The sequence below is a fragment of the Thioclava sp. GXIMD4216 genome (assembly GCF_037949285.1).
In the GTDB taxonomy this organism is placed as follows: Bacteria; Pseudomonadota; Alphaproteobacteria; order Rhodobacterales; family Rhodobacteraceae; genus Thioclava; species Thioclava litoralis.
Genome location: NZ_CP149926.1, coordinates 1,952,240 through 1,972,343, shown reverse-complemented (window position 1 = coordinate 1,972,343; position 20,104 = coordinate 1,952,240). Strand labels below are relative to the sequence as shown.

General features: G+C 62.2%; 24 protein-coding genes. 23 read left to right on the top strand and 1 reads right to left on the bottom strand.

Annotated elements, in window-relative coordinates; translation table 11 throughout:
• Positions 1-52: 52 nt before the first annotated feature.
• Positions 53-1,264 (bottom strand): cytochrome b/b6 domain-containing protein, encoded by a 1,212-nt coding sequence (locus WDB88_RS09735; RefSeq protein ID WP_339107475.1) that lies wholly within the window; start codon positions 1,262-1,264, stop codon positions 53-55.
• 287 nt (positions 1,265-1,551) lie between these two features.
• Here WDB88_RS09735 and fabD point away from each other — a divergent pair, with 287 nt between their 5' ends.
• The 23 genes from fabD to WDB88_RS09620 all read left to right on the top strand — a co-directional run bounded on the left by fabD (position 1,552) and on the right by WDB88_RS09620 (position 20,103).
• Entirely contained in the window at positions 1,552-2,484 is a 933-nt protein-coding gene (fabD, locus tag WDB88_RS09730; protein ID WP_339107474.1) for an ACP S-malonyltransferase, read from the top strand.
• A 129-nt stretch (positions 2,485-2,613) separates the two neighbouring features.
• Positions 2,614-3,351 carry a 3-oxoacyl-ACP reductase FabG gene (gene fabG / locus WDB88_RS09725; RefSeq protein WP_339107473.1) on the top strand — a complete coding sequence of 246 codons (738 nt, stop codon included), beginning with the start codon at positions 2,614-2,616 and terminating at the stop codon, positions 3,349-3,351.
• A gap of 229 nt (positions 3,352-3,580) precedes the next feature.
• Positions 3,581-3,814, top strand: a complete 234-nt coding sequence (locus WDB88_RS09720) for an acyl carrier protein (RefSeq protein WP_135505123.1) — start codon at positions 3,581-3,583, stop codon at positions 3,812-3,814.
• A 265-nt stretch (positions 3,815-4,079) separates the two neighbouring features.
• The gene (locus WDB88_RS09715) at positions 4,080-5,501 is read left to right on the top strand and encodes a GGDEF domain-containing protein (protein ID WP_339107472.1); all 1,422 of its coding nucleotides are present in this window, start codon (positions 4,080-4,082) and stop codon (positions 5,499-5,501) included.
• 82 nt (positions 5,502-5,583) lie between these two features.
• Positions 5,584-7,182 carry a GGDEF domain-containing protein gene (locus tag WDB88_RS09710; protein WP_339107471.1) on the top strand — a complete coding sequence of 533 codons (1,599 nt, stop codon included), beginning with the start codon at positions 5,584-5,586 and terminating at the stop codon, positions 7,180-7,182.
• A gap of 142 nt (positions 7,183-7,324) precedes the next feature.
• The gene (gene fabF / locus WDB88_RS09705) at positions 7,325-8,584 is read left to right on the top strand and encodes a beta-ketoacyl-ACP synthase II (protein WP_339107470.1); all 1,260 of its coding nucleotides are present in this window, start codon (positions 7,325-7,327) and stop codon (positions 8,582-8,584) included.
• The gene (mltG, locus tag WDB88_RS09700; protein WP_339107469.1) at positions 8,584-9,753 is read left to right on the top strand and encodes an endolytic transglycosylase MltG; all 1,170 of its coding nucleotides are present in this window, start codon (positions 8,584-8,586) and stop codon (positions 9,751-9,753) included. The genes fabF and mltG overlap by 1 nt, the downstream gene beginning before the upstream one ends.
• Before the next feature lie 230 nt (positions 9,754-9,983).
• Positions 9,984-10,310 carry a hypothetical protein gene (locus tag WDB88_RS09695; RefSeq protein WP_339107468.1) on the top strand — a complete coding sequence of 109 codons (327 nt, stop codon included), beginning with the start codon at positions 9,984-9,986 and terminating at the stop codon, positions 10,308-10,310.
• Complete coding sequence (locus WDB88_RS09690) at positions 10,249-11,607, top strand: terminase family protein (RefSeq protein WP_339109513.1); 1,359 nt, start codon at positions 10,249-10,251, stop codon at positions 11,605-11,607. Before WDB88_RS09695 ends, WDB88_RS09690 begins: the two co-directional genes overlap by 62 nt.
• A 78-nt stretch (positions 11,608-11,685) precedes the next feature.
• A complete protein-coding gene (locus WDB88_RS09685; protein ID WP_339107466.1) occupies positions 11,686-12,864 on the top strand; it encodes a phage portal protein in 1,179 nt (392 codons plus the stop codon).
• A 3-nt stretch (positions 12,865-12,867) separates the two neighbouring features.
• Entirely contained in the window at positions 12,868-13,101 is a 234-nt protein-coding gene (locus WDB88_RS09680) for a hypothetical protein (RefSeq protein WP_339107465.1), read from the top strand.
• A 9-nt stretch (positions 13,102-13,110) separates the two neighbouring features.
• Positions 13,111-13,668, top strand: coding sequence for an HK97 family phage prohead protease (locus tag WDB88_RS09675; RefSeq protein WP_339107464.1), 558 nt, complete (start codon positions 13,111-13,113; stop codon positions 13,666-13,668).
• Between the two features lie 40 nt (positions 13,669-13,708).
• Positions 13,709-14,908 carry a phage major capsid protein gene (locus tag WDB88_RS09670; protein ID WP_339107463.1) on the top strand — a complete coding sequence of 400 codons (1,200 nt, stop codon included), beginning with the start codon at positions 13,709-13,711 and terminating at the stop codon, positions 14,906-14,908.
• Positions 14,909-15,095: 187 nt separating this feature from the next.
• A complete protein-coding gene (locus WDB88_RS09665; protein WP_339107462.1) occupies positions 15,096-15,695 on the top strand; it encodes a head-tail connector protein in 600 nt (199 codons plus the stop codon).
• Positions 15,692-16,024 (top strand): head-tail adaptor protein, encoded by a 333-nt coding sequence (locus WDB88_RS09660; RefSeq protein WP_339107461.1) that lies wholly within the window; start codon positions 15,692-15,694, stop codon positions 16,022-16,024. The genes WDB88_RS09665 and WDB88_RS09660 overlap by 4 nt, the downstream gene beginning before the upstream one ends.
• On the top strand, positions 16,021-16,431 hold the full coding sequence (locus WDB88_RS09655; protein ID WP_339107460.1) for a DUF3168 domain-containing protein: 411 nt from the start codon (positions 16,021-16,023) through the stop codon (positions 16,429-16,431). Before WDB88_RS09660 ends, WDB88_RS09655 begins: the two co-directional genes overlap by 4 nt.
• 63 nt (positions 16,432-16,494) lie before the next feature.
• A complete protein-coding gene (locus WDB88_RS09650; RefSeq protein ID WP_339107459.1) occupies positions 16,495-16,917 on the top strand; it encodes a phage major tail protein, TP901-1 family in 423 nt (140 codons plus the stop codon).
• A 1-nt stretch (position 16,918) separates the two neighbouring features.
• Positions 16,919-17,239, top strand: a complete 321-nt coding sequence (locus WDB88_RS09645; protein ID WP_339107458.1) for a gene transfer agent family protein — start codon at positions 16,919-16,921, stop codon at positions 17,237-17,239.
• Positions 17,236-17,466 (top strand): rcc01693 family protein, encoded by a 231-nt coding sequence (locus WDB88_RS09640; protein WP_339107457.1) that lies wholly within the window; start codon positions 17,236-17,238, stop codon positions 17,464-17,466. Before WDB88_RS09645 ends, WDB88_RS09640 begins: the two co-directional genes overlap by 4 nt.
• A complete protein-coding gene (locus WDB88_RS09635; RefSeq protein ID WP_339107456.1) occupies positions 17,459-18,115 on the top strand; it encodes a phage tail tape measure protein in 657 nt (218 codons plus the stop codon). The genes WDB88_RS09640 and WDB88_RS09635 overlap by 8 nt, the downstream gene beginning before the upstream one ends.
• Before the next feature lie 31 nt (positions 18,116-18,146).
• Positions 18,147-18,779 carry a DUF2460 domain-containing protein gene (locus WDB88_RS09630; RefSeq protein WP_339107455.1) on the top strand — a complete coding sequence of 211 codons (633 nt, stop codon included), beginning with the start codon at positions 18,147-18,149 and terminating at the stop codon, positions 18,777-18,779.
• The gene (locus WDB88_RS09625) at positions 18,776-19,666 is read left to right on the top strand and encodes a DUF2163 domain-containing protein (RefSeq protein WP_339107454.1); all 891 of its coding nucleotides are present in this window, start codon (positions 18,776-18,778) and stop codon (positions 19,664-19,666) included. The genes WDB88_RS09630 and WDB88_RS09625 overlap by 4 nt, the downstream gene beginning before the upstream one ends.
• A complete protein-coding gene (locus WDB88_RS09620; protein ID WP_339107453.1) occupies positions 19,663-20,103 on the top strand; it encodes a peptidase in 441 nt (146 codons plus the stop codon). Before WDB88_RS09625 ends, WDB88_RS09620 begins: the two co-directional genes overlap by 4 nt.
• Position 20,104: the final 1 nt, after the last annotated feature.

Below are 20,104 nucleotides of genomic sequence, written 5' to 3'. Positions count from 1 at the left end.
TTTGTGTTTGTGTGATGCTGTGGTGATGCTGTGCGTGGTCCTGTGCGCGGCCTCAGGATTTGCGCGCCTGCAGATCGACAGAGACCGTGATCGGAAAGCCCACCGTGCCCTCGTCGGGATAGGCGGCCCCCATCTTCCAGTCGCGGCGGTCGATCGTGACCTGCGCGGTCATATGCGCGGTGTCGCCCTGCAGATCGAGCGTGAAGGGCAGGGTCAGCGGGGCGGTGGTGCCGATCAGCGTCAGGCTGCCCGTGGCGATATGGTCGGGGCCTGTGCCCTTGCGGGTGATATCGCCCTCGAATGTCGCGGTGGCGAAGTGCGAGACATTGAAGAATTCCGAACCTTTCGCCTGATCGGTGACCGATCCCAGATCAAGACTGGTGGTGTCGATCTGCACCGTGACATGGCCCGTGCCACTGTCTTCGTCATAGTGGATATCGGCGGTCCAGTTGCCGAAATGGCCCTGCACCTTGGCCCCCATCTGCACGACATCAAAGCTCAGGCTGCCTTGCGTCACCGCCCAGTTTCCGGTTGCCGCATCAGGGGCTGCGGGGGCGGGGGTGGTGGCCCGTGCTTCATCTTGTGCGGTATTGTGTGCGGGGAGACCGGCGCTGCCCAGAAGCGCGAAAAGCAGCACGGCGACCCAGATCGCCAATGCGGCCACAGCGGCGGCGCCCTGCGTCGCGGGCGGGGCCTCGCGCCCTGCCGCACGGCCTGTCGTCATCCGTGCCATTGTCGCATCGCGGTCGATCAGCACATGTTTGAGCGCGCCCAGAACATGCAGGGCCAAGGCGGTATAGAGCACCCAGATTGCGGTCTTATGCACATGTCCGGCCGTATGGGCGAGCGTGTCGGATTTGGGCACAAAGGGCAGATCCTGCCCGAAAGGCCACCAGATCGGGGCAAAGCCCTGTTCGGCGGCATGGGTGATCCAGCCCGAAAGCGGCATCACGAACATCGCGCCATAGAGCGCGAAATGCACCGCCTCTGCGGCCCATGTCTCGAGACGGCGTTCGGGATGGAGGGGCACGGGACGTGTCTGGCCAAGCGTCCAGAGCACCCGTAGAACGGCCAGAAAGAATGTGGCCACGCCGATGGTCTTATGCGCGCTGTAGATCGTTTGCAGCAGGGCCGTGGTGTCGGCAGTGCGCGGCACGCTTTCGCCGTAAAGGCCCAGCCCGATCGCGCTCAGGATCAGCAGGGCGATGGCCCAATGCAAGCCCCGCGCCATCACGCCATAGCTGAGAGGGGTATTGGTCAGCATCTGAAATCTCCGATGGGTGCTACCTGTCTGTCGGCCTTGATACGGGAAAATCGCGTAGGAACCATAGCCGTGATCGGGGTGAAACCGCGCACAGGACCTGTGCGGTGCCTCCGCGCATCCTTTGCGGGCCTGCTGTTTGTGGGGCCGTGGTCTGCGGCCCGATCTTGTGGACCCGCGTTCCCGATCCGTGCGCCGGGCGCGCCGGTTTGCGGGCTTTGCTTGCCTGACGGGCAAAGCCGCGCTAGAGGGGAGGCCAGCAAAGGATAGTCTGAAAAGGACAAGGACGCATGAGCAAAGCATTCGTATTTCCGGGTCAGGGCGCGCAGACCATCGGTATGGGGCGGGATCTGGCCGAGGCTTATCCCGAAGCCCGCGCCGTATTCGACGAGGTGGACGCGGCACTGGGCGAGAACCTTTCGGGTCTGATCTGGGAGGGCGATATCGAGACGCTGACCCTGACGGCCAACGCCCAACCCGCGCTGATGGCCACCTCGATTGCTGCGCTGCGGGCCCTCGAAGCCGAGGGTTTTGCGGTGGGCGATGCGGCGTTCGTCGCGGGTCACAGCCTTGGGGAATATTCGGCGCTTTGTGCGGCGGGCAGCCTGTCTGTTGCGGATGCGGCCGTGCTGCTGCGCAAACGCGGGGCGGCGATGCAATCGGCGGTGCCGGTGGGCGAAGGGGCGATGGCCGCGGTGCTGGGGCTGGATCTGGCCACGGTGCAGGAGGTGGCTGCCGAGGCCGCACAGGGCGAGATCTGTCAGGCGGCCAATGACAATGACCCTTCGCAGGTGGTCGTGTCGGGGTCCAAGGCCGCCATCGAGCGGGCATGCGAGATTGCTAAGGCCAAGGGGGCCAAGCGCGCGCTTCTGCTGCCGGTCTCCGCACCGTTCCATTGCGCGCTGATGCAACCGGCTGCGGAAGCTATGGCTGCGGCGCTGGCCTCGGTGACGATCAACGCCCCTGCGGTGCCGCTGGTGGCCAATGTGCGTGCGCAGGGGGTGAGCGACCCCGAGGTGATCCGTCAGTTGCTGGTCGAGCAGGTGACGGGGTCGGTCCGTTGGCGCGAGAGTGTCGAGTGGATGGCCGCACAGGGCGTTGACAGCTTCTGGGAGATCGGTGCGGGCAAGGCGCTTTCGGGCATGATCAAGCGCATCGTGAAAGGGCTGGAGACGCAGGCTGTCGGCACGCCTGCCGATATTGCCAAGCTGAAAGAGGCGTAAGGGGCGCTGCCCCTCTGGAGCCCCTTCGGGGGCTCCATTCACCCCGGGATATTTCGGGCAGCTGGAAAGCGGCGGGCCCGTTCACCAAACCGCATCGGGTTGCGGAAGAGATTGCAGGAAGGAAGAGACATGTTCGATCTGACGGGCAAGTCGGCGCTGGTCACCGGCGCATCGGGTGGGATTGGCGGCGAGATCGCGCGCGCGTTGCATCAGGCGGGGGCCAAGGTGGCCCTGTCGGGCACGCGTGAGGCGCCGCTGCGGGCGCTGGCGGAGGAGCTGGGCGAGAATGCCTTTGTCTGCCCCGCCAATCTGGGCGATGCGGACTCTGTGGAGGCGCTGCCGAAAGCGGCGGTCGAGGCGATGGGGAGCCTTGATATTCTGGTGAACAATGCCGGGATCACCCGGGATAACCTGTTCATGCGGATGTCGGATGACGAGTGGAATTCGGTTCTGGATGTGAACCTGACCTCGGCCATGCGTCTGATGCGCGCCTCCATGCGGGGCATGATGAAAGCGCGTTGGGGCCGGATCATCAATATCACCTCGATCGTGGGGGCGACCGGCAATCCGGGGCAGGTCAATTATGCGGCGGCAAAAGCCGGTATGGTCGGCATGTCGAAATCTTTGGCCTATGAGGTCGCCTCGCGCGGAATCACGGTCAACTGTGTGGCGCCCGGGTTCATCCAGACGGCGATGACCGACAAGCTGAATGACGAGCAGAAAGGCAAGATTCTGACGCAGATTCCGGCGGCGCGGATGGGCAAACCGGAAGAGATCGCTGCGGCGGTCCTGTATCTGGCCGCGCCGGAAGCCGGTTACGTTACGGGCGCTACGCTGCATGTGAATGGCGGCATGGCCATGATCTGAGTGCTTTGCCCCTTGTTTCATTGAGTGGGGGGCAAAGTTTCTACCGATTGCAGGCTGTTGCGTTTAACCGCTTGCCATAGGCTTTCACACTGGCTATTCAGCGTGCAGTCGGGTCGGTGGCAGCAATGTGATCGGCCACTTCGTTTCGTCGTGAGGCAGGCGGAGTGTTACAGCCGCTCTTATGAGCAATTCAGGATGGGCTGCGGCCCACGAAACTGGAGAAACAGTTATGAGCGATATCGCAGATCGCGTTAAGAAAATCGTCGTTGAGCACCTGGGTGTCGAAGAAGACAAGGTCACCGAGAATGCTTCCTTCATCGATGATCTGGGCGCAGACAGCCTTGACACCGTCGAGCTCGTGATGGCTTTCGAAGAAGAATTCGGCATCGAGATCCCCGATGACGCAGCCGAAACCATCCAAACCTTCGGCGACGCAGTCAAGTTCATCTCCGAAGCGTCCTGATCTCTTAGAGACCAAGAATTTTACGGCGTCCTTTGTAAGAAGGGCGCCGTTTTTTTTGGCGTTGCGTCTAAAATAGGCTTGAATGTCATCAAGGTGACTCCGCTGCGGGAAAAGCTTGCGAAAATGTGTTCTTTCCGTTTAGGTAAAGTGATCGGTTTGTCGCCGTTTCTGTTACCTATATATAATAAGCTGGTCCTCCGGAGAATTATATGATCTCGCATGGGCGAGACCGAGAGGATCGAATGTAATGTCGAGGTCATTGGTTATGACGGCTATCCGTTATGCGCATTGGGTAAGGCGGGGGGCGGCTTTCGTAGCGGCCTCGGTTTCTATCGCCATGCTTGTGATGGGCAGCGGGCTGGACGCGTTCCGTGGCCTCCCGCGGGGGGAATACGACTTTCTTCTGGCGCCACGGGCCCTGTTTTGCGTGATCGGTGCCTTTATGGCCGGTCTGGGCTTTCTGCCGCGCAATCCGCTGGGACGTATGCTGCAGATGATGGGCGGGGCGGCGGTCATTGCCACGGTGCTGACCGGTATCGTGCTGAATATCCGAGATATGAAATCCGGTTTCGAGACCATTGGCTGGGTGCCTTTGCAACTTTTCCTGAGCGGGGAGGTGCTGTTTGTGCTGCTGGCTCTGGCGCTGATGTTGCAGGCCATGCGCCATTATCTTTCGGGGCAGTTGCTGGTGCTGGTCGGGATCGCGTTCCTGCTGAGTGCGGTGTCGGGAAATCTGGACCGTTCGGAGGCCTTTCTCGGGCTGGCCGATCCGCAATATCTGCTGGCGGGGGTGGCCTTGACGCTTTCGGTGCTGCTCTATCAGCCGCATCGGGGCGCGCTGCGGATCTTTCTGGCCGGTCACCGTGCCAGCGGGGTGGCGCGTTTGCAGCTTTGTCTGGGGATCGCGGGGCCTGCGATTGTCGGGATTCTGACGGTGGGCGCGGTCAATGTGCCTGTGGTGCAGATCTATGGCGGGTTGATCGTGTCGAATATGATCGCCTTCAATATGGTGGTGATCGTTCTGAATGCGGTCTATTCCGAGCGCAGCGATATCAGCCGCCGCAAGCTCGAGCGCGCTCTGGCGCGGCAGGCGCTGCGTGACGGGCTGACGGGGCTGTTCAACCGCGTCATGCTGCGGCGCCGGTTCGACCGCGCGGTGCAGCGGGCGCAATCGGATCGCGAGTTTTTCTCGCTGCTGATCTTCGATCTGGATTACTTCAAGAAGATCAACGATATGGGCGGCCATGAGATTGGCGATCAGGCGCTTGTGCGGGTGGCGCATGTGATTTCCGACTGTCTGGAGCGTGAGGATACCGCTGCGCGACTGGGGGGCGAGGAATTTGCCGTCATCTTGCGCAATAGCGATATGCACCGTGCCGAGCTGCGGGCCGAGCAGTTCCGCCAAGCGATCGCCGCGCTACAGGTGCGCATGCGCAACGGGCGCTGGCAGTATCTGACCACCTCGATCGGGATCGCGCAATGGATGGAGGGGGAAAGCTTCGATCAGAGCTATGCCCGTGCCGATGCCGCGCTTTACCATGCCAAAGCGCAGGGGCGGAATCGGGTCTGTGTGGCGCCGATGGCTCCGGTGGCGGTGGGCGAGACCACGACCACCACCACCACAGCCGCCGTGGATCTGGATTTCACGATCCCGCCGCTGCATCTGGTTAAAGCGAGTTTTAAGTAACCTTGGGGCAGTCCTTCAGCTTCTGTTAGTGAGGCTGGCGTAGCATTCCTCTCAGGCGGGTATCGCCCTGGAGGAACGCGGCATGATGACGACAGAGGCTACGACGGACGGTCAAGCTGTTTCGGCTGCGGATTGGTGTTACGTCCTGTCGATCTTTCCAACGATATTCGTGGTCTTCGTGGCGATTGTACCGATTTTCGGGTATCTGATGCCGACCTCCGGTATTTTCGGGGTGCTGCCGGTTTTTGTCGGGGTGCATCCGATAACCTCGACAATGGCCCTTCTTCTGGCGATCTCCCTGTTTTTACCGATGAACCGTCTTTGGTCGCGCAGAGTGGCGCTGGCACTGGCGGGGGCGACCTTCCTGCTGGCCATCGGCAAGTTCGTTCCGGGACTGGCAGGGGTCTATTCGTTGGGCGATGGCAGCACCAAGACGGCGATGAACACCGCGCTGGTTTTTATGATGCTGGCCTTTGCGCGTGCGGGGCTGGAGACGGCGCGGCCCGCGCGCGGCCAGTTCATGGCGCTGTTGTCGCTGACGGTGCTTTTTGCCGCGCTGATCGGTTATATTTTCGATGATGCGGGGCTTTACGGCCATATGTCTCTGGCCACCGTGATGATGTCGGGCGGGCTGGTTGTGGCCCTGTTGTGCCGCCGCGCGAATAAGGGCCTGATGGCAAGCGTGATGGCGATGGGGGCGTTCCGGATCGATCTGACGGTCAGTGTTCTGGGCCCGATCTTGATCGGCTGGACCCTTGTGACCTATGCCGATTACGGGGCCTATGCGCAGGCGATTTCGGTCGTGGTGGCGCATATCGTGGGGCTGAATATCATCTTGCAGGTGATCGGGATGCGTCGCAGCCATATCATCGAACGCAAACGTCGTGCGCTTGAGGATCAGCGGCTTTGGGACATGGTCACGGATGAGGTGACGGGAATTTACAATCGCGCCTCCTTGCGGGCCCGTTTTGCCGAACTGACCGAAGAGGCGCGACAGGCACGATCGGCACTGACGGTGATCGTGCTGGATCTTGACGGGTTCAGTGCTGTCAATTCGGTGGGGGGCTACGAACATGGTGACGAGGCGTTGCGTCGCGTGGCGCAGGGGGTCTTGCCCCATTTACGCGGGGAGGACTGTTTTGGCCGTGCCCATGCGGATGAGTTTCTTGTGTTCCTGCCCGGTCTGCGGGCAACGCAGGTGGCCACTTTGGCGCGGCAGCTCTGTCAGGTGATCGAGAAACTCGAGATCAAGACGGGTCAGGGCGTGTTGACCGCCTCGGCAGGGGTGGCCCGTTGGCATTTCTCGGAAAGCTCGAAGCAGGTTTACGAGCGTGCCCTTGCCGCGCTCGAGCTGGCGCGCATTCGTGGGGGGAATCAGGTATGCGTGGCGCCGGGGCCGGACGGCGGCCATGCCGTTTGGAGCGCGGTGCAGGAGGTGCCGGTTGAAACATGGCCAGAGCAGCTGGACAAGGCCGCTTCGCTGCAGGCCATGCAAAAGGCGGCATGCCCGCCATCCGGCCCGATTTCTGGTCTAGCCCCTGATCACGCCGGCAGCCCGATCTCTGGCCCGATCTCTGGTCTACCTAAAGGCGGGGCGACGCAGGTGGGGCTTTCAATGTTCGAACGGCCAATGGAGGGGCTTGTGACGGGTTTGTCCAAAGCGGCAAAGCTTTCGAAATAGGCGCGATGCCGTAGGAATTTATGTCGGGCCCAACCTCTTGCGTGGCGGAAACCGCCTATCGGAGCAATCCTTTGAATTGCGCGCAGGGGATTGCCCGTGTATGTGATGCCCGAAGGTTAATTAGCCACAAGAGGTATGGCATATGCGTCGGGTTGTCGTCACAGGTCTTGGAATGGTGTCTCCGCTGGCTTGCGGTGTCGAGGAAACTTGGTCGCGTTTGCTGGACGGTCAGTCGGGGGCAGGCCCGATCACGCGCTTCGATGCGTCCGAGGTCGTCACCAAATATGCCTGCGAAATTCCGCGTGGTGACGGGACCAACGGAACATTCAATCCTGATGACTGGATGGCCCCGAAAGAGGCCCGCAAGGTTGACGAATTCATCCTGTACGGGATGGCGGCTGCCGATCAGGCTGTGAAAGATGCCGGCTGGGCGCCGCAAACCGACGAAGAGCGCGAGCGGACCGGCGTGATGATCGGTGCCGGGATCGGTGGCCTCAAGGCGATTGCGGATACCGCCGTTCTGATCAAGGAGCGCGGGCCCAAACGTGTCTCGCCCTTCTTTATCCCGTCGGCGCTGATCAACCTCGTTTCGGGACAGGTCTCTATCAAGCACGGCTTCAAGGGCCCCAACCACGCGGTGGTCACGGCCTGTTCGACGGGGGCGCATGCCATCGGGGATGCGGCGCGTCTGATCCAGTGGGGCGATGCCGATGTGATGGTGGCGGGCGGTGCCGAGAGCCCGATCTGCGAGATCGGGATTGCGGGGTTCAATGCCTGCAAGGCCCTCTCGACCAAGGCCGAAGACCCGACCAAGGCTTCGCGCCCCTATGATGCCGATCGCGACGGTTTCGTGATGGGCGAGGGCGCGGGGATTGTGGTTCTGGAAGAATATGAGCACGCCAAAGCGCGCGGTGCCAAGATCTATGCCGAGGTGATCGGCTATGGTCTGTCGGGCGATGCCTATCACATCACCGCACCTTCGGAAGATGGTGATGGCGGCTTCCGCTCGATGAAAATGGCGCTTAAGCGTGCGGGCATTACCGCCGACCAGATCGATTATATCAACGCGCATGGCACCTCGACCATGGCCGACACGATCGAGCTGAAAGCGGTCGAGCGGCTGATGGGCGAGGCGGCGGCAAAGGCCACGATGTCCTCGACCAAATCCTCGATCGGCCACCTGCTGGGGGCGGCGGGTGCCGTGGAGGCGATCTTCTGTATTCTGGCGATCCGCGATCAGGTCGCACCGCCGACGCTGAACCTTGATAATCCCGCGGTGGAGACGCCGCTGGATCTGGCGCCCAATGCGCCGGTCAAGCGCGAGATCAATGTGGCTCTGTCCAACAGCTTCGGCTTTGGCGGCACCAATGCCAGCCTTGTGCTGCGCAAGGTGGCGGACTGATGTGGCGTAACATCACGTCGAATTTTCTGACGGCCATGATCGTCATCCTCGTCGCTGTGGCGGGGGTGGTGGCATGGGCCAAACGGGAATATGTGTCCGAAGGCCCGCTGTCGCAGGCGATCTGTTTGCGGGTGGATCAGGGCGATAGTTTCGTGAAGGTCTCGGATGATCTGAAGGCCAAGGGCGCGATTTCGTCGGGCTATATCTTCCGCACCGGTGCCGATTACACCGAAAAGGACGGCAAGCTGAAATTCGGTTCCTATCTCATCGAGCCGGGGTCGACGATGGAAGACATCGTGGATCAGATCACCCGTGGGGGGCCGTCCAGCTGTGGGTCGGAACTGATCTACCGTATCGGCGTCAACACCCAGACACTGGCGCTGCGCGAGCTGGATCCGGCGACGGGGATCTACGAGGAACTTGCCAAATATGATCCGGTGGCCGATCCCGAACCCGACGGGTTCAAGGAACTGGTCGACGAGAAAAACATCACCAATCACCGTGTTATTCTGGCCGAAGGGGCAACCAGCTGGCATATTGTTCAGGCGCTGAAATCCTATGATTTCCTGTCTGGCGATGTGAAAGAGGTCCCCGCCGAGGGAAGCCTTGCGCCGCAAAGCTATGTGGTGACCAAGGGCGAGGACCGCAATGCGCTGATCGCACAGATGCAGACGGCGCAATCCGAAATCCTGAACACGGCTTGGGCCAATCGGGCCGAAGGGCTGCCCTACAAGACGCCGGAAGAGGCGCTGACCATGGCCTCTATCGTCGAGAAAGAGACCGGCGTGACGGCGGAGCGTCCCGAAGTGGCGAGCGTGTTTATCAACCGGATCGAGAAGGGCATGCGGCTGCAGACCGACCCGACGGTGATCTATGGGGTGACCAATGGCAAAGGGTCGCTCGGGCGTGGGTTGCGTCAGTCCGAGCTGCGGGCGAACAGCCCTTATAACACCTATGTCATCGCAGGTCTGCCGCCGACGCCGATTGCCAATCCGGGTAAGGCTGCGATTGAGGCGGCGCTGAACCCTGATTCCACCGACTACCTGTATTTTGTGGCCGATGGCACGGGCGGGCATGCTTTTGCCAGCACTTTGGCCGAGCATAATGCCAATGTTGCCAAGTGGCGCGCGATCGAGGCGCAACGGGCAAAAGAGGCGGGTGGTAACTAATTCCAGCCAATCGCGATTGGGAAAACCGGGCCAGGCGCCCGGTTTTTCTTTGTGCAACGTGCGCTGGCTGGGCGCAACCTAGGCGCGATTTCCTTTGACAGTCAGAGCGTTGCATGGCATCACTTATGACATGCTAGGAGAAGTGGGCAAGACGCCGCGGGGTGACCCGTTGGGCGTCTTTTTCATTTTGCTCGTGCGGAGTCACACCACATGAGAGGCGGATTACAGGAATGAAAGTGACTTCCGTTGATTTGGAAGGGGCATCTTCGGTCGAAGCACTGGAGATGGCCGGAGCGATGTATCGCGATGTGGCCGAGGAGCTGGCCATTGCGATGGAGGGTCTGAGGCAGGGGGAGCTTGCCGAGGCCAAGACAGCACGGGCCGCCGTGCGTGATTTGCGCGCGGCGTTGCAACTTTTGCTTGAGGAAAGGAACCGCGTTGAAAAACTCCGCAGAGAGGCTGCCGGGGTCGTCGAAGGACAGCACCTCGACTTTGATGCAGCCAGAACTGAGATCGGGCGCCGCTTGGCTTGCCTCCGCGACGCCTCAGGACGTTGACGCCTTTCTGGATGGGCTGGACGAGAATTCTCTTCTGGCCCTTCCGTGGCTGTTCGAGTTCTGGGCCTTGCCTCACCAGTTGCCTCCGATGGGGGACTGGAAAAGCTGGGTGATTATGGGAGGGCGCGGCGCGGGCAAGACCCGCGCCGGTGCCGAATGGGTGCGCTCTCAGGTGGAATCCTCCACGCCGCTGGATGCGGGTAAGGCCTCGCGTGTGGCTTTGGTGGGGGAGACCTATGATCAGGTGCGTGATGTGATGATCATGGGGGACAGCGGGATCATCGCCTGTTCGCCGCCCGATCGTCGTCCGACGTGGGAGGCCTCGCGCCGCAGGTTGGTTTGGCCGAATGGCGCGATGGCGATGGCCTATTCGGCGCATGACCCCGAGGCTTTGCGCGGGCCGCAGTTTGATGCGGCTTGGGTGGATGAGCTGGCCAAGTGGAAGCGTGCCGAGGATACGTGGGACATGCTGCAATTCGCCCTGCGTCTGGGGCGGCATCCGCAGCAGGTGGTGACCACCACGCCGCGGGATGTGGCGGTGCTACGGGCGATCATGAAGAACCCTTCGACCGTGGTGACCCATGCGCCGACCGAGGCCAATCGCGCCTATCTGGCCGAGAGCTTTCTGGCCGAGGTGCAGGCGCGATATGCCGGCACGCGTCTGGGGCGGCAGGAGCTGGAGGGTGTTCTGCTGGAGGATATCGAGGGGGCGCTTTGGTCGACGCAGATGCTTGAGGCTCTGCGGATTGATGAGGTGCCTGCGCTTGACCGGATCGTGGTGGCGCTTGATCCGGCGGTCACGGCGGGATCGGCTTCGGATGAATGCGGGATCATCGTGGCGGGCGCTGTCACCAAGGGGCCGCCGCAGGATTGGCGCGCCTATGTCTTGGGTGATCTGAGCATCGGCGGCAAGCCCACCGATTGGGCCAAGGCCGCGATTGCCGCGATGGAGCGCTTTGGCGCCGACCGTCTGGTGGCCGAGGTCAATCAGGGTGGTGATCTCATCGAGGGCGTTCTGCGGCAGGTCGATCCGCTGGTGCCCTTCCGTGCGCTGCGTGCAGGGCGCGGCAAGGGGCTGCGCGCCGAGCCGGTGGCCGCCCTTTACGAGCAGGGTCGCGTCTACCACGACCGCAAGGCCAGCCTTGGCAAGCTGGAGGACCAGATGTGTCAGATGACGGTGCAGGGCTATCAGGCCAAAGGGTCTCCGGACCGGCTGGATGCTTTGGTCTGGGCTTTGACGGAACTGATGATCGAACCTGCCGCCCATTGGCGCAGGCCACAGGTAAGACGGTTGTGATGCGAAAAGGGGTCGGTGTTCCGGCCCCTTTCGTTTTGGCCCGCTTGGTCGGGGAGCACTAGAGATAAGGAGATCTGCATGGGGCTGAATATCTTTCGTAAGGGGCCTGCGCCCGGGACAGAGCCCGAGACAAAAGCGGTGCGCGGTCGCCCTGTGTCTTTGTCGGGTGGCTCGGGGCGGGTGATCTGGAGCCCGCGCGATACGGCCTCGATGACGCGGCAGGGTTTTGTCGGCAACCCCATCGGTTTTCGCTGTGTGAAGCTGATTGCCGAGGCAGCCGCCGCGCTGCCGCTGATCTGTCAGGATGCCGAGCGCCGCTATGAGGCGCATCCGGTGATCGACCTTCTGCGCCGTCCGAATGGGGCTCAGGGGCAGGCCGAGTTTCTTGAGGCGCTATTCGGCCAGATGCTGCTGACCGGTGACACCTATATCGAGGCCGTGGGCGAGGGCGTTGATGTGCCGATGGAGCTGCATGTCTTGCGCGCCGATAGGATGAGTGTGGTGCCGGGCGAAGACGGCTGGCCCGTGGCCTATGATTACACGGTGGGCGCGCGCAAGCACCGCTTTGATCTGACGGGCCATCCCGATCCGATCTGCCATATTCGCACCTTCCACCCGCAGGATGATCACTACGGGCTGTCTCCGATGCAGGCGGCGGCGGTGGCGGTGGATGTGCATAACAGCGCAAGCCATTGGTCGAAGGCGCTGTTGGATAATGCCGCGCGGCCCTCGGGGGCGATCATCTATAAGGGCGCTGATGGTCAGGGTGTCTTGAGCCCCGATCAATACGACCGTCTGACCTTCGAGTTGGAGGCCAATCATCAGGGCGCACGCAATGCGGGCCGTCCGATGCTGCTGGAGGGGGGGCTTGATTGGAAACCCATGGGGTTCTCGCCCTCGGATATGGAGTTCCATGAGACCAAGATCGCCGCCGCGCGCGAGATTGCCGTGGCCTTCGGGGTGCCGCCGATGCTGTTGGGCATTCCCGGCGATGCGACCTATGCCAATTACGCCGAGGCCAATCGGGCCTTCTTCCGGCTGACCGTGCTGCCTTTGGCCACGCGGGTGACGGCGGCGCTTGCGTGGTGGCTGTCGGGCTTTCTGGGCGCGCGCATCGAGTTGCGTCCCGATCTGGATCAGGTGCCCGCGCTGGCCTCGGAACGCGATGCGCAATGGCAGCGCGTGGGCGAGGCGAGCTTTCTGACCGCTGCCGAGAAGCGCGTTCTTCTGGGGTTGCCGCGTCAACCGGAGGAGTAAGCCATGCCGACTGGAGGCTCGCGCTTTCTGAAGGAGCCGTTCGATCTGCATGAGGAACGGTTCAACGCGACGGAGAAGATTATGGAGCTGCAATTCGATCAGGTGGAACGCCGGTTGCAGCGCATTGAAGCGATGATCGAGGGGCTTGAGCGGCGTCTGTGGATGGCGGTTTACGGCGTGGTGGCCGTGGTGCTGTCGCAGGCGGTCTACGGGCTTCTGGATATGGTGCCGCATTAGGAGGGCTGAATGGAGCAAATGACACTGGGGCTGGAGTTCAAATCGGTGCGCACCGATACGCCCAGCACCCTGAAGGTGACCGAGGACCGGATCGAGGGCTATGCCAGCCTTTTCGGCCTGCCTGATCAGGGCGGCGATGTGGTCTGCCCCGGCGCCTATACCGATTGTCTTGCGCGGCTTGCGCAGGAAGGCCGCCGCGTGGCGATGCTCTGGCAGCATGACCAGACGCAGCCCATCGGCGTCTGGGAAGACATCCATGAAGATCGCACCGGCCTATTTGTGCGCGGCTATCTTCTGGAGGATGTGGCCCGTGCCCGTGAGGCGCGTGCGCTTCTGGCGTCGGGGGCGATGGACGGTCTGTCCATCGGCTACCGTGTGGTGCGGGCGCATCGCGACGGGCAGGGCCAGCGGATGCTCACCGAGCTGGATCTTTGGGAGGTGTCCCTGGTGACCTTCCCGATGCTGAAGGAGGCGCGGGTCGCCGCCAAAGCGATGTCCGAAGGGGCAGAGCTTTCACATCTGGCACGGGCGCTGCGTGCGGCCGCGTCGCAACTGGCGGGTAACTGACCCCGCGCTTTCGATCTTCGTGAAAAATTGAGGAGAGACAATGACCCCCGACAAAAGCGTCTTTGGGGAGCGGACAGCTATGTCCGACGGGGCCCCGATCGTGGCCGAGGTGCACTCGGCCCTTAGCGAATTTGTGAAGGAAGCCAAGGGCTTCCAGAACGAAATGACTTCACGCATTCAGAAACAGGAAGAGCGTCTGACCATGTTGCAAACCAAATCCATCCAAAATCGTCCGGCCCTGTCGCATGCAGCGCAAGAAACCGCCCCCCATGTGAAGGCCTTTGATGCCTATCTGCGTTCGGGCGATGATGACGGTCTGCGCGGTCTGGTTGTCGAGACCAAGGGGCTGAACACGGCCGTTGCCGCCGAGGGTGGCTATCTGGTCGATCCGCAGACCAGCGATACCATCCGCTCGATCCTCGGCTCGACCGCCTCGATCCGCATGATCGCCAATGTGGTACAGGTCGAGGCCACCAGCTTTGACGTGCTGGTCGATCATGGCGAGATCGGTTCGGGCTGGGCGTCGGAGACCGCGAACCTCACCGAGACGAGCACGCCGCAGATCGACCGGATCTCGATCCCGCTCTACGAGCTTTCGGCCATGCCCAAGGCCAGCCAGCGTCTGCTGGATGATGCGGCCTTCGATATCGAGGGCTGGCTTGCGGGCCGTATTGCCGACCGTTTCGCCCGTGCGGAGGCTGCGGCTTTCGTGAATGGCGATGGTGCCGATAAGCCCAAGGGTTTTCTGGCTCATCCGGCTGTGAATAATGAAAACTGGGCCTGGGGTAGTCTGGGCTATGTGGCGACCGGCGTTGCAGGGGATTTCTCGGCCACGGCGGCCGCGGATGCGGTGGTCGATCTGGTTTATGCACTTGAGGCGGAATATCGCGCCAATGGCAGCTTCGTGATGAATTCCAAAACCGCAGGGGCCGTGCGCAAGATGAAGGATGCTGATGGCCGCTTCCTGTGGTCGGACGGTCTGGCTGCGGGCGAGCCTGCGCGCCTGATGGGCTATCCGGTGCTGATCGCGGAGGATATGCCCGATATCGCAGCGGATACCTATGCGATTGCTTTCGGCGATTTCCATCAGGGCTACACTATTGCCGAACGTCCCGATCTGCGTGTGCTGCGTGACCCCTTCTCGGCCAAGCCGCATGTGCTGTTTTACGCCTCCAAGCGAGTGGGCGGCGATGTCAGCGATTTCGCGGCGATCAAGCTTCTGAAATTTGCGGTCTCCTGAGGCGCGGGCGCGGCTGAGGCTGCGCTGACCCCGATCCGGGCTTCGGTCCGGATAAGGGCAGACGCGGTCTTTCTGCCGTCCGCCTAGCTGCTCCCTCCGTCCGAGCGGGTGGCGGAAGGCGGCGTCTGTCCGAGATGGCGCCCGTGGTCTTGCGGGCGTCATCATCCCAATTTCGGAGGTGCTTTCCATGTTGAACGAAATAGTGCCGGTGACAAGCGACCGGCTTCCGATTGCGGCCCTGCGCGACCATCTGCGGCTGGGGCGCGGGTTTGCGGATGTGGGGGCCGAGGATGTGGCGCTTGAGGCCTATCTGCGTGCGGCGATTGCCTTGATCGAACAGCGTATTTCAAAGGCGCTTTTGACGCGCGGCTTTCTGCTGCGGCTGCGTCGCTGGGCCAATCCGCAGGCACAGCCTCTGCCTCTGGCACCGTTGACGGGCGTGACGCAGGTCGCTTTGCGCGGGGCCGATGAGGAGGTGGCGGTGCTGGACGCGGCGCGTTACCGGCTGATGCCGGATGGGGTGCGGCCCGTGCTGTTGGCGGTTGGGGGCAATTTCCCGCCCCTTGAGGACGGCGGACTGATCGAGATTTCGGTCGAGGCAGGCTTTGGGGTCATGTGGGAGAATGTGCCCGCAGATTTGCGACAGGCCGTGATGTTGCTGGCGGCCCATTATTTCGAGCACCGTCATGAAAGCGACCAGAGCGGCGCGCTGCCCTTTGGCGTAAACGCGCTGATCGAGCCTTGGCGCGTGGTGCGGCTGTTTGGTGGGAACGGGGGGCGGGGATGAGTGTGCCGAAGCTTTCCACCTGCCTCGTGCTGGAAGAACCGCAGAATGTCCCTGATGGTGCGGGGGGCCTGATCGAGACTTGGGTCGAACTGGGCGAGATCTGGGCGGCGCTCGATTTCGGCACCGGCACCGAGCGCGCCGATCAGCTGCGCGCGATCGCTGCGGTATCGGTGACGGTCACGGTGCGCTCGGCACTGCCTTCCTCTCCGCGCAGGCCAACGGCCAATCAGCGCTTTCGGCTGGGCGATCGGATCTTTCGTATTCTTGCCGTGGCGGAGGATGCCCCCGGTTACCTGCGTTGCTTTGCCCGCGAGGAGGTTGTGACATGAGCTATCTCTTGGCGTCGGCCTTGCAGGCGGCGGTGTTTCAGGCGCTGTCGGGCAATGCGACGGTTGCCGAATTGAGCGGTGGAGCGATCTATGATGCCCAGCCTCTTGGTGCAACCGCCGGTTCGTATATCAGTCTCGGCCCCGAAGACGTTGTCGATATCTCGGATCGCAGCGGCCCGATTGCTCGGCATGATTTCACCATTTCGGTGGTGACGGATGCGGCGGGGTTCCAGGCGGCCAAGACCTTGGCCGAAGCGGTGAATGCCTGCCTGACACAGGGTGCGCTGACGCTTCCAGCGGGACGGGTGGCGGGGGTGTGGTTTCGCAAGGCCAAGGCGCGTCGTGTAGGGACCAATGCGACACGGCGGATTGATCTGACGTTTCGCGCCCTCGTCAGCCCCGAGTGACCGGACAGGCGCGTCCATATCTGGCTCCGATACGGGGCCTTTTTGCATTTCTAGGAGAGAAAAATGGCAGTCCAAAACGGAAAAGACCTGCTGGTGAAGCTCGATCTCAGCGGAGACGGACAGTTCCAGACGATCGCTGGCCTGCGGGCTACGCGGATCAGCTTTAACGCAGAGACGGTGGATGTGACCTCGCTGGAAAGCGAGGGGCGTTGGCGCGAGCTGCTGGGGGGTGCGGGGGTGCGTTCGGCCTCGATCTCGGGGTCGGGGGTGTTTCGCGATGCCGATACGGATGCGCGGGCGCGGCAGATTTTCTTTGATGGCGAGATCCCCGAGTTTCAGGTGATCATCCCCAGTTTCGGCATCGTGCAGGGGCCGTTCCTGATTTCGTCGATCGAATATGCGGGGTCGCATGATGGCGAGGCCACCTATGAGATGGCGATGGCTTCGGCGGGGGCGCTGAGCTTCATCGAGCTGACGGAGGAGTGATATGGCGAACCCTTGGGCAGGTGAGGTCGAGGTGACGCTGGACGGGGTGCCGCATACTGCCAAGTTGACCCTTGGCGTATTGGCGGAACTTGAGGCGCAGCTGGAGACAGAGACGATGCTGGATCTGGTTACGCGGTTTGAAAGCGGGCGGTTTTCCAGCCGCGATGTCTTGGCGCTGCTGGTGGCGGGGCTGCGCGGTGGTGGCTGGCGGGGACGGGCGGAAGATCTGCGCATGGTCGAAATCGGCTCTGGGCCGGTTGAGGCGGCCCAGCTTGCCGCACGCCTTCTGGCCCGCGCTTTTGGCGCGCCAGAAGAGCAATGATGCGCCGGTATGAGGCATCGGGGCGGCTGGATTGGCCGGGTCTGATGCGGGCGGGATTGGTGGGCTTGCGCCTGCGTCCGCAGGAGTTCTGGGCGCTGAGCCCTGCCGAACTGGCGCTGCTTCTGGGCGATATGCCCAAGGCGCGACCACTGACACGTGCGCGGCTGGAAGAGCTGGCGCAGGCATTCCCCGATCGTCGCGGACCCGAAGGAGAAAGTAATGGATGATACTGATTTCGATGCGCTGAGCGAAAGCGCGCAGGAACTGGAGACGGTTCTGGGCAATGTCGGGGTTCTGACGGGGGCATTTTCGAGCGAATTATCGAGCCTGCGTGACAGCATGGGGCTGACGTCTCGCGAGATCGGCACATTGTCGCGCCGTTTCTCGACCACGATCAGCAGTGCGTTTGAAGATGTCGTTTTTGATGGGGAGAGCCTGTCGAACGCGTTGCGCTCTGTCGCGCAGAGCATGTCGGATGCGGTTTATGCGGCGGCGGTGAAGCCGGTCAGCGACACGCTAGGCAGTACCTTGGCAAGCGGTGTTGCCTCTTTGGCTGGCGGTTTGATGCCGTTTGCCAATGGCGGGGCCTTCTCTTCGGGTAAGGTGCGCGCTTTTGCCAAGGGGGGCGTGGTCAGCGAGGCCACGGGTTTTGCGATGCGCGGTGGAATGGGGCTGATGGGCGAGGCGGGGCCGGAGGCGATCATGCCGCTGACCCGTGGCGCGGATGGTCGTTTGGGCGTGCAGGCACAGGGCGGGCGCGCGGTGAATGTGACGATGAATGTGACCACGCCGGATATTGCGGGCTTCAGTCGCTCGCGCGCGCAGTTGGCTGCCCAGATGAGCCGCGCTCTCTCGCGCGGGTCGAAAACGATGTGAGCCGTTTCAAGACAGTTTTCGGAGGAACAAGATGGCATTTCATGAAATCCGCTTTCCCGCCAGTCTGAGTTTCGGCTCGCTTGGTGGACCGGAGCGCCGCACAGAGATTGTCACCCTTGCCAGCGGCTATGAGGAGCGTAACAGCCCTTGGGCCCATTCAAGGCGTCATTACGATGCCGGTGTGGGGCTGCGGTCGTTGGATGATGTCGAGGCGCTTCTGGCCTTTTTCGAGGCGCGGGCTGGACAGTTGCACGGGTTCCGCTGGAAGGATTGGGCCGATTACCGTTCGGCCCCTGCCAGCCGCGCGCTTGGATATGAAGATCAGGTGATCGGGACTGGCGATGGGAAAACCGTCGCCTTTTCTTTGGCTAAAACCTATCGCTCTGGCGATATCACCTATACGCGCCCGATCACCAAGCCGGTGGGGGCGACGGTGCTGGTGGGGGTGCAGGGCGGCTATCAGGCCGAAAGCATCGACTGGTCGGTGGACACGACAACGGGTGTGGTCACCTTTGCCGCTCCGCCCGAAAAAGGCGCGCGGGTAACGGCAGGCTTCGAGTTCGACGTGCCGGTGCGGTTTGACACCGACCGGATTCAGGTTTCGGTGCAATCGTTTCAGGCGGGAGAAGTGCCACAGGTGCCGGTTGTGGAGGTGCGCCTATGAGCTATTCCGCACAGTTTCAGGCCCATCTTGACACGAAGGCCACCACGATTGCGCGCGCATGGGCGGTGACACGGCAGGATGGCATCGTGATGGGGTTCACCGACCATGATCGGCCATTGGCGTTTGCCGGCCTGACGTTCCAGCCCGAAACCGGAATGTCGGCCAGCGCGCTGGGGCAATCTTCGGGGCTCTCGGTCGACAATTTCGAGGTTGTCGCGGCTTTGCGCGCTGATGCGATTACCGAAGACGATATCCGCGCAGGCCGTTACGATGGGGCCGAGTTGCGTAGCTGGCTTGTCAACTGGGCGGATACGTCCGAACATGCACTGATCTTTCGCGGCCATCTGGGAGAGTTGACGCGCAATGACGGTGCGTTTCAGGCGGAGTTGCGTGGCCTTTCGGACCGGCTGAACAATCAGGTCGGTCGGGTGTATCATCCGGCCTGCTCGGCGGTTCTGGGCGACGGGAAGTGCCGGTTTGATCCTTTGCAGGCGGGGTATTTTGTCGAACTGGCCGTGGAAGAGTGTGAAGGGGCGACACGGTTTTCGTGGCAATCCTTGACAGGCTTCGAGGATCGCTGGTTCGAACGCGGTCTGCTGACGGTTCTCGATGGAGCGGCTGCCGGTCTTTCGGGAGCGGTGAAATTTGACCGTCTGGCACAGGATGGTCGCCGCGTGATCGAATTATGGCAGTCCTTGCGTGCCGAGCTGGTGGCGGGCGACAGGGTGCGGATTGTTGCAGGCTGTGACCGGCGTGCCGAAACGTGCCGGTTGAAATTCGACAATTTCGTGAATTTCCGTGGGTTCCCGCATATTCCGGGGGAGGACTGGCTGGTGTCCTATCCGGTTTCTGGCGGAAATTACGACGGCGGGAGCCTCTTCCGATGACCGCCCGTTCCGAGGTCGTGTTTTTGGCGCGGGCATGGATCGGCACGCCTTACAGCCATCAGGCGTCCTGTCTGCAGGGGGGCACGGATTGTCTGGGGTTGATCCGCGGGATCTGGCGCAGTCTTTATGGCTACGAACCCGAACTTCCGGCCCCCTATAGCGCGGATTGGGCCGAGGCGGGGGGCGCCGAGGCGCTTTGGCAGGCCGCCGCGCGTCATCTGGTGCCGGTTCAGGCCAATGACCCGTTCCGAATGGGGCAGGTTCTTCTGTTCCGTATGAAACCCCGTGCGGTGGCCAAGCATGTTGGCCTGCTCTCGGAGCGGGGGCCTTTGCGCTTTATTCATGCTTATGGCGGGCATGGGGTGGTGGAAAACGCCCTGTCCGCGCCTTGGCGTGCCCGATTGGTGGCGCGCTTCGACTTTCCGGATGTGAGGTGAG